This is a genomic window from Pseudomonas sp. SZ40 (assembly GCF_052958135.1).
Genome location: NZ_JBQWIF010000009.1, coordinates 161,598 through 171,002, shown reverse-complemented (window position 1 = coordinate 171,002; position 9,405 = coordinate 161,598). Strand labels below are relative to the sequence as shown.

The window sequence follows — 9,405 nt, the reverse complement described above, 5'->3', positions numbered from 1 at the left end:
GATATCAGCCACTACTTGATGCATCGCTACAACTGGATCAGGCCGCATCAATTCAACGATGGGCTACCACCTGCGGTGGCCGAAGAAAAACTTAACCCACTGTCCGGGATTAGTTGACCACTACGACCTGCTTTAGCTGGTCGCGCGCTATAGATCGACAGGAGGCCTACTTTTTCAACAGAATCGGCCAGAAGCGGACGTTTGCATCGAGAAAGCTAAACCTGTTTCTCTTGCGCCAGACGCTTACTTCAGTCCTTTGAGAAAAATTGAGGCCTTGGAAAAGTGGCTCACCTGCTGAAAGTTGTAGGGCCACAATCGAGTATCTAGGCGAAGTGATTGTCCGCACAATGCGTGGTGCGGCTCAGGCGCCGTGTAGACGAGATACTGAATCCTGTGCCCGATGATCAACCGAAGTTTGCAGAACCATGGAATGACCGAATGCACCCGTCGCTAAAACAAGCGCTCGATATCATCGCGATTGAGCGCAATGCCGCCGAATACGACCTGGCTTTTGATTCTGTGCGTAAGGTGGTCAGCGTATTTGGCGAGCGCAACCTGGCCAATCGCCTGTTCGAGGAAATACCTCAAACAGTCGCCGAAGGGCTGGTTGCTGAACTTTTCAATCTGTTGGCCTGGCAAACAAGTGACAATGGTTCTGCCATGACGCGTGAGGTCGAGACGTGGCTTAGGGAGGGGCAGGACGCGCGTAAAATTACGATTGCCCTGAGCCTAGATGTCTATCCATTTTCAAACGCCCATGAGATGTATCAGGTGCTGTCGAAAATTGCTGCTACGGCACCAGAACTTGCAGAAAGATGCCAAGCTCTCATCAGGTTACGTAAGGCGAGCCCACACGGTTAATCATCATGAACAGATATGAAAGCACTACGCTTACGCACGACCGGTGTGAAACTCCACCCTCTCCGTCCTTACCTCAGCACCTTTGATCTCTTAGGGCTGCCGGAAGACATCCTCTTCGACAACAGAAAATGAACCAGAAGTACACCCATACCCAATAACACAACCGAGAAGAGGCGATTGTGCCAAGCACGAACCTCAAGATACGCCTGCTCCGTCCAACGGTAGGGCATCGGTGGCAGAGGCCCTTGCACAACATGTGTCCGCAGGGCCGCCAGAGGATCGCGACCATGATCAATGATCCTGAGGCCATCCCCACAAAGCCAGATCACATCAGTTCGCCTGGCCAGGGGATTCTGTCGATAACCACACTTTTGGGGCTCCTCAGCGGGCGTCTCGGAGTAAGAGATGCGATAGACCCTGCCGTCATACATCCCCAGTTTCAGCTCCGCGCCCCGCGCGACACTCAGTGGCTGACTGGCTGGATAGGCCAAGGGCCAGACCTGGGCCTTGTCATCCAGAAGAAAACGCTGGGGCTGACAGCGCGTTAACCGACCCCAGCCAGCCACGCAATTCAGCCGCTCGCCAACCGCGAAAAAGCGCACGTGCGAATCAACCAGCACCCGCTCCTCAGGCAATGGCTGAGGCCGCCAGTTCCACAACGTACCCGCTAACACTGTCAGGACTAGCACATGGGCTAACAGATATTGGTTACCCGTATGAGTTCGCCGTCGCTTCCAGAACACATACAGAACAGCCGCTATCACCAGTGCATCCAGCATCAACCAGAGAGTCTGGATCACCAACCAGCGGTGGCGCCAGTCATAAAGCGCCGCCTCACCCAGCAAGGTGGCACTTGCTTCTAGGCCGGGCGTTTTGGTCTTCGCGGCGAGTAGTTGCAGGGTACAAACACGCCCCCGAAATTGACCAAGGCGCAAGCGATCACCTGGCTACAATAAGGCATACCGATGATCCTGGCGCTCAAGCAGTGGCTCAAGCATCAGTTCCCAGACGTGAGCATCATCGGTCTGTAGGAGCATCACCAAACGACAGGCCTTGCCGCCACGCCGCTGCGCGCCACAAACCTCTGCGGAGTTCATGCTGGCCAAGGTGGTATCCACGAACTGCAACTGGCTGCGTTCGGGAAAGGGCGCCAGAAGAGGCCCCGTGCGCGCCAGCATATCAATGAACCCCAGTACGCCTAGCGCAGTAATGAGTGTGAGCGACAGCCAGCGCATATCATCGTCCCTGAGACATCAATCAAATACTGATCGAATGGTAACCGAGATATAAGTGCCCTACTCAATCTCGAATAAGTCGTTCTGCTGCCGCATATGCGCAGTTGATCACACCATCGACCTTTACCATCTTTTACTACCCTCGAATCGCACTTGGTTACCTAGACACCCTAACTGGCGGCTTTGGGGCGATTTCGGCCGATTACCAGAGGGGCCGCTTTTGGCCGGTAGCAGCCCATCAACCGGCTGAAATCGGCCAGAAGCAGTCATCTGAGGACGATCACGCTTACGCTCCAAGCGATTTTTTAATGTCTACAAACGTATGGGCGATTCAATCGACTGACGGATTTGTCTAGGAAGCCAGGGACGATCCAAGCAGCTCCATCTGGCTGCGATCGACTGCGACATGTAGTCAACCAACACGCTGGTGCCGCTCGTAACTAATCATTAGGCTAAGACACATTTGGGAGGGGCCTAGTCGTGCTCCCTCAACCTGCACAAGGAAGTAAACAGCATGAATGCAGTACTGCGGGAAATCGATGGCCTGACCCCACTGCCTTACAAACGCGATTTGGTGGCATACCTAAAGAGCATGGAGCCTGAGGTGTGGGCCTGGGCTTCGTCGCTCAGTGTGCAGGAACAGCACAGCAATGACGTCCGCGCCCAGCTGCTGCGCGACACTTACCGCCTAACGCACGCCACCCATCCGCAGGTGTATGCCCTGTGCGAGCAAGCGCTGCAGCGCCTGGAAATCGACGCCCCCATTACGGTGTACCAGGCCAACGGCCAAAGCATGAACGCCACGCTTTTTTACCTGCCGGGCGAGGTGCATGTGGTGCTGCAGGGCCCGGTGCTCGAACGCCTACAGGAGAATGAGCTGCTAGCTTTGCTGGGCCATGAGTTGGCGCACTACTGCTTGTGGTCGTCACATGACAGCGATTACCTCGTTGCCGACCGCGTGCTGAACCACAGTGCATCCGCCCACATCAGCAGCTCCAGCTACGCCGAGAGCGCGCGGTTGTATGGCCTGCATGTGGAGCTATATGCCGACCGTGGCGCCGCGCTAGTGGCGCAGTCTTCAGCCGTGGCGATCGCCATGCTGGTGAAGGTACACACGGGTATCGCCGAGGTTAACGCCGAGGCTTATCTGCAACAGGCGTTGGAGCTAGATGAAAAGGCAGGGCAACTGTCCCAAGGCACCTCGCACCCCGAGTCGTTTCTGCGCTCCCAGGCCATTGATATGTGGTGGCGCCAAGACCCGCAGCTGGACAGCTGGCTGGAACGCCGATTGCGCGGCCCGCTAAGTCTGACCAGCCTGGATCTTCCCGGCCAAGTGGCACTGACCGCCATCACCCGCGGGTTTATCGCCCGCTACCTGCAACGCCCCGAGCTGCATTCAGAAAAGGTCACCACCCATGCGCAGCAGTTTTTCCCGGACTGGCAAGCCGACTTTCCCCCGGTGGATTTAGCCACCCTGACCACCGAACACCTCGACGACAGCGTGCAGGAGTACCTGCATTACGTGCTGTTGGATCTGGCTTTGGCCGATGAGGATTTGCGGGAACCGGCGCTGGAGCAGGCTGCGCGCATTGCCCACACGCTGGGCAGCCAGGAGGGCTTTTTGAAGATTCTTAAACGCGACATAAAGCTAGGCAAACGTGAGCTGACCAACCTGACCCGCCGTGCGGCCGGAGGCCTCAGCCAATGAACGACCTGTCCCCCAACCAGACATTCGCGCAATTGCTTGCGGCTCAACCCGACACCCCTCGCACCATCGACGATGTGCTGTTTCTGATGCTGCCGCTGCTGCGCCAAGTGGCGCAGTTGCATGCCTACGACCTAGTGGCCCCGTTAGACGCCAGCAGCGTAGTGCAAGGGCCGAACGGTGCGCTGCAGTTGCGCGCACCTGGCGGCCAGGCGGCGAGCCAAGCGTCGGCTCGGCTGCGAGCCGTGCAACCTGCTCAGGGTTCAGCGCTGAATATCATTGGCGAGGTGCGCGTAACTCGCGACTCTGAGCGTGGTGTGGCGGTGGACAACCTGCAGGTGCAGGACGACCCGCTCACTCCCATTGAAAAACCAGTGTTTGTGCCGGGCTTTACATCCTGGGAATTGCTGATCGGGCACCACGATCAGATCAGCGATATCTTCCAACTTGGTCAGATGATGGCCTGTCTGTCTTTGGGACTGAACTTCAAAGACGCCGAGGACGTGCATCAGTTTGCCGACCATCGTCGCAACCTGTTTCTGCTCGCCGCCCGTTTGAATCCGGTGTTGGCCAGCGTAATTGTCGAAATGACCGAGCTGAACCGCCATCAGCGCGCCACCGACCTGCCGTCGATTATTCAACGCCTGGAACACTGGCGCGATCAACCCGCCGGGCTGGATGTAGAGCGCGTACTGGCCGACGCCAAGGGCCCCGGCTCGCGGCGTGCCGCCGTGCTAGAGCATTTGCGTGACCGGCTGTTTGATTTGTCTCGGCGCAACCGCCTGCTGCATTTCCGCTCCACCCAAGCCAACGTCAATTTGACCATTGCAAGCGTTCCTCTGGTGATGCACGTCGAAAGTATCCAAGCCAATGAGCTGTGTACCTGGGGCGGCAGTTTTGCCGAACAGGTGCTGAGCGGCAAACCACTCAGCCTGCATAAGTGGTTGCGCTTCGATGACCAGCCGTACCTACCGGCATCGCTGGACAAACTGATTCAGGAAACCCGCCGCGACCGTTCCGAGTTTGGTTTTAGCAACCTGCGCTTAGTGGTGGCGTTTATGCGCTGGCACAACCTCAAGGAAACACCGGAAGAACGCATTCTCTCGCCGCTGCTGTGGCTGCCGGTTGAGCTGGTGAAGAAAAAAGGCGTGCGCGACCAGTACGTGCTGCAGTGCGACGAAAGCCAGGCGGAATTCAACCCTGTGCTGCGCCACCAACTTCGCCAGCTGTATGACATTCAGCTGCCGGAAACCATCGACCTGAGCAACACGTCGCTTGCCGAAGTACATGCAGATATCACTAGGCAGATTCGCCAAACCGAACCCGGTGTGGAAGTTCGCCTGCAAAGCAAACCTGCCATCGAATTGATCCACCAGAAGGCCGTGCAGCGCCTGCAACAGTTCCAGCGCAAACGCGGCTACCAACGCACATCAGCCATTGCCGGGCGCCCGGACTTCAGCTACGAGCGCGACGACTACCGCCCCTTGGGCCTGGCGCTGTTCCATAAATGGGTTTGGCCCACCGCCTCGCCGCTACGCGGTGCCGTGGGTGCACTGCCTGACTCCAGCCTGAACCAGCGTCATGCCGTGGCCGAAGAAAACAGCAAGCAAAGCAAAACCTACCACCTGCCGGAAGACCAAGGGCACCAGTACGCCTGGGACATCGACCTGACCCAAGTGACCTTGGCCAACTTCAACTACAAGAAAATGTCCCTGGTACGCGACTACGCCCAGTTGATTGATGAGCCGGCCGCCAACGCCGGTTTTGATCGGATGTTTTCCATTGAGCCCCGCGAAGTGGAAGTGGACGTGCCGCCCGCTATCCCCCTGCCCGAGCAGTGGAACGTAGTGCCCGGCGACGCCACGCAAAACGCCGCCGTCAGCCTCGCGCGCACCGGGCGCAACTTCATCATTCAAGGGCCGCCCGGCACTGGCAAATCGCAGACCATCACCAACCTGATTGCCGACTACGCTGGGCAAGGCTTGCGGGTGTTGTTTGTCTGCGAAAAACGTGCGGCGCTGGATGTGGTATTTCACCGCTTGCAACAGAGTGGCCTGGATGAGCTCTGCTGCCTGATTCACGACTCGCAAACCGACAAAAAAGCCTTCGTCAGCAACCTGCGCGAATGCTACGAAGCCTGGGTGGCCAAGCCACAAGAGTGGGACGCCAGCATGGCGCGCCGCACCCAGGCGCTGCAGCGCATGAGCACGCACCTGCAGAAGATTGAGCGTTTCGACCAAGCCATGGCGGCCGTGCCTGCAGCACTGGCCAGCAGCGTGCGGCAACTGGTGCAGCGTTTGATCGAGCTGCCAGCACCAACCCACGAGGTGGGCGCAGAGGTTCGTGAGCGCTTACCGAGCTGGGCGGCTTGGCAGGAAAAACGCGAGCTCAGCGAACGCATGTACGCCATGCTGCGCGAGCGGTTTGGTGTGGCCTATTTTGCGGCGCATCCTTTTAGCCGGCTATCTGCGCAGGTGTTGAACAGCGAGCAGGTATATGGCCAGGTCAAAGCCTTTATCAGTGAGGCCACCAAACTCTTGGAAGCCCTCGAGGCCAGCCTCGAACAACCCACCAGCTTGCTCACTGGCGACACCTCGGTGGCTGACGGCCAAACACTGTCCCGCGCCGTGCGCCAGGTGCTGGACTTTAACTTGGCCGCACACCTCGACCTGCTGGACGAACATTCCAGCGCCGCCCGCGCTCTGGCCGAACAACGCAAAGTCTTGCACAGCCTGAACCAGCAGTATCAAGACAGCCTGCAAGACACCCTGAACTGGCGCGACAAACTCAGCCCGCAAGACACCCTGGCCGCGCAGGAGCTGGACGCCAAGCTAGGCGACTCGGTGCTGCGCTGGTTTAACCCGTCGTGGTGGCGCCTGCGCGGTGAGATGCGCAAGCGCTACGACTTCAGCAAACACCCGGTGCAACCCCAACACCGCAGCCTGCTGCAAAGCCTGGCTGCCGAGCACGCAGCCCAAGCGGCGCTGCTGGCCGCCGACAAAGCCATGGCAACGAAATACGGCGTCAGCGACAGCAGCCAGTTTGTCCAGGCCTTAGAAAGCGTCGCGCACACTGCCAACGATTCCCCTGTGCTGCGCCTATGGCTGCAAAGGCTGGAAGGCGCCAGCGACGCCGCCCGGCAAAGCAAAGACGCCGCCCGTGCTGCCGAAGTATTTGCCGCCCTGGAAACCCAACTGCTGAGCACCTCGGGCCCGGTCAACCTTAGCCTTAACGCGTTGGGCGAGTTTCTGCGCGACCTGCAAGAAGATCTGGAAGACCTCCCCGACTGCGTACCGCTGCTGCGTGAGCTGCACAGCAGTGACGCTGCCTACGTGGCCGCCCTGCAGCACCACAAACTCAGCCTGCTGGAACTGGAAGCGCTAATCGCTGGCGAAGCCTTGGCGCGGCTGTATCGTAACGACCCTGAACTGGCCAAGTTCGACGAACGCGAACTGACAACCGCCGTCAGCCAAGTCAGCAGCGCCGAGCGCGACATTCTGCAACTGAACGCAAAGGTGATCGACGCCACCCTGCACCGCAATTTCTTGGAGCGGGTGAAGAAATCCGCGCTGTCCGCCACCCAGCTCGATGAAGAGGGCAAGCTCTTCAAAAAGAATTACGCCAAAGGCCGTCGCGAGCTGGAGCACGAGTTCGGCAAAAGCATGCGTTACCGCGCCATCCGCGAGCTGGCCAGTGGCGACACCGGGCTGGTGATCAATGACATCAAACCGATCTGGCTGATGAGCCCCTTGTCGGTTTCGGACACCTTGCCCCTGCAGCCGGATTTGTTCGATGTGGTGATCTTTGACGAAGCCAGCCAGATCCCCAGCGAAGAAGCCATTCCGGCCCTGAGCCGCGCCCAGCAAGTGATAGTGGTGGGCGATGAAATGCAGCTGCCACCATCGAGCTTTTTCGCCACCAGCGGTGACGAGGAAGATGACCAGGTACTGGCCACCGAAGACGGTGAATTGGTGGCTATCAACTTGGACGCAGACAGCCTGCTCAGCCAGGCCGCGCGCAACCTACCAGCCACCCTGCTGGCCTGGCACTACCGCAGTCGCCACGAGGCGCTGATCAGCTTTTCCAACGCGGCATTTTATGACGGTCGCCTGATTACTATTCCCGACCGGCAAATCAACCAACGCGCCGACAGCCCCGCTGCCCTTGACGCCAACGACCCGCAGGCGCCGCAATACGCCAGCGATGCTCTGCTGACCAGCCCGATCAGCTTTATCAAAGTCGCCAACGGCGTCTACGAAAACCGCTGCAACCTCGCCGAAGCCCAGGTGATCGCCGGCACCGTGCGCGAACTACTCAACCGTGAAACCGGGTTAAGTATCGGCATCGTCGCCTTTTCCGAAGCCCAGCAAACCGAAATTGAAACCGCCCTGGAAAGCCTGGCCGCCGAAGATCCGCAATTCGCCACGCTGCTGGAGCGCGAATACCTGCGTGAAGACAACGGCCAGTTCAACGGCCTGTTTGTGAAAAACCTGGAAAACGTCCAAGGCGATGAGCGCGACATCATCTTGTTGAGCATCTGCTACGCCCCCGGCCCGACCGGAAAAATGCTGATGAACTTCGGTCCCATCAACCAACGTGGCGGCGAAAAACGCCTGAACGTAATTTTTAGCCGCGCTCGTCAGCGCATGGCCATCGTCACCAGCATTCACGCCGACGCAATCACCAACACCCACAACGACGGTGCTTCGGCGCTGAAAGCCTTCCTGCAATTCGCCGAAGCCAGCTCTCGCGGTGAAAGCGCGCGCGCACAAAGCATCCTCAGCACCCTCAATCCCGGCGCGCAGCGCTCATTCACTATCGCCGCGCCCTACGACGCCCTGCGTACCGCCTTGGCCAACGCCCTGCGTGCCAAAGGCCATGTGGTGCATGAACACGTCGGCAGCTCGCAATTTCGCTGCGACTTGGCCATCGTCGACGAAGCCGCTAGCGTCTACCGACTCGGCATACAACTGGACAGCAGCCGCGACGGCAGCACCGTCGAAGTGCGCGACCGCTACGTCTTCCAACCCACTGTACTGCGCAGCTTTGGCTGGAAAGTCATCGACGTGCCCGGCAAACAATGGCTCGCCGACCCCGCCGGTCTGCTCGTCCGCATCGAGGCCGCCCTGCACGACGACAGTCCGGCTGTGGTTGAGCCCGAAGCGGTGGTGGAGGAGATCGCCGACTTCCACATCCCCGAACCCGAGGTGTCGCCCACTACCACCGACCTGCAGGAGTTCCGCTTTGAACAAGGCGGCTCGGCGAAATTCTGGAGAATCGGCGTAGTGGGCGAAGAGCTCACCGTGACCTTCGGGCGCCTGGGCAGCAAAGGGCAGACCCTGATCAAAAACTTTGACAGCAACGAAAAAGCCGAGCGTGAAGCTCGCAAGCTGATCGACGAGAAAGTTCGTAAGGGATACATAGAGTGGTCGGAGTAGAGCCGGCGGGTACTGCCACGCAATGAACTGAGGCTAAGTAGTATCGAGTAGAGACCGACTTATCGGCTAAACCATCAGCTTTGGATCGGAAGCTGCCTTTGGCCAGCGGCAGCTATTGGCCGATAGGAGTCCGTCACGGACGGCTGCAATCGGCCAAAAGCGGACA

5 protein-coding genes are annotated in these 9,405 nt (G+C 58.9%); 3 read left to right on the top strand and 2 right to left on the bottom strand.

All coding sequences use genetic code 11. The features are described from left to right. The first annotated feature begins 438 nt into the window (after positions 1-438). Entirely contained in the window at positions 439-861 is a 423-nt protein-coding gene (locus ACT9T4_RS10210) for a hypothetical protein (protein ID WP_499116789.1), read from the top strand. A gap of 68 nt (positions 862-929) precedes the next feature. Here ACT9T4_RS10210 and ACT9T4_RS10205 read toward each other — a convergent pair whose 3' ends face one another. Beyond that, positions 930-1,796: a hypothetical protein gene (locus tag ACT9T4_RS10205; protein WP_499116787.1), complete on the bottom strand. Its 867-nt coding sequence runs from the start codon at positions 1,794-1,796 to the stop codon at positions 930-932. A 12-nt stretch (positions 1,797-1,808) separates the two neighbouring features. After that, positions 1,809-2,096, bottom strand: coding sequence for a hypothetical protein (locus tag ACT9T4_RS10200; RefSeq protein ID WP_499116785.1), 288 nt, complete (start codon positions 2,094-2,096; stop codon positions 1,809-1,811). Positions 2,097-2,610: 514 nt separating this feature from the next. Here ACT9T4_RS10200 and ACT9T4_RS10195 point away from each other — a divergent pair. Both ACT9T4_RS10195 and ACT9T4_RS10190 read left to right on the top strand, forming a co-directional pair. Beyond that, complete coding sequence (locus ACT9T4_RS10195) at positions 2,611-3,804, top strand: M48 family metalloprotease (protein ID WP_499116783.1); 1,194 nt, start codon at positions 2,611-2,613, stop codon at positions 3,802-3,804. Then, the gene (locus ACT9T4_RS10190; protein ID WP_499116781.1) at positions 3,801-9,239 is read left to right on the top strand and encodes an AAA domain-containing protein; all 5,439 of its coding nucleotides are present in this window, start codon (positions 3,801-3,803) and stop codon (positions 9,237-9,239) included. Before ACT9T4_RS10195 ends, ACT9T4_RS10190 begins: the two co-directional genes overlap by 4 nt. Positions 9,240-9,405 lie beyond the last annotated feature (166 nt).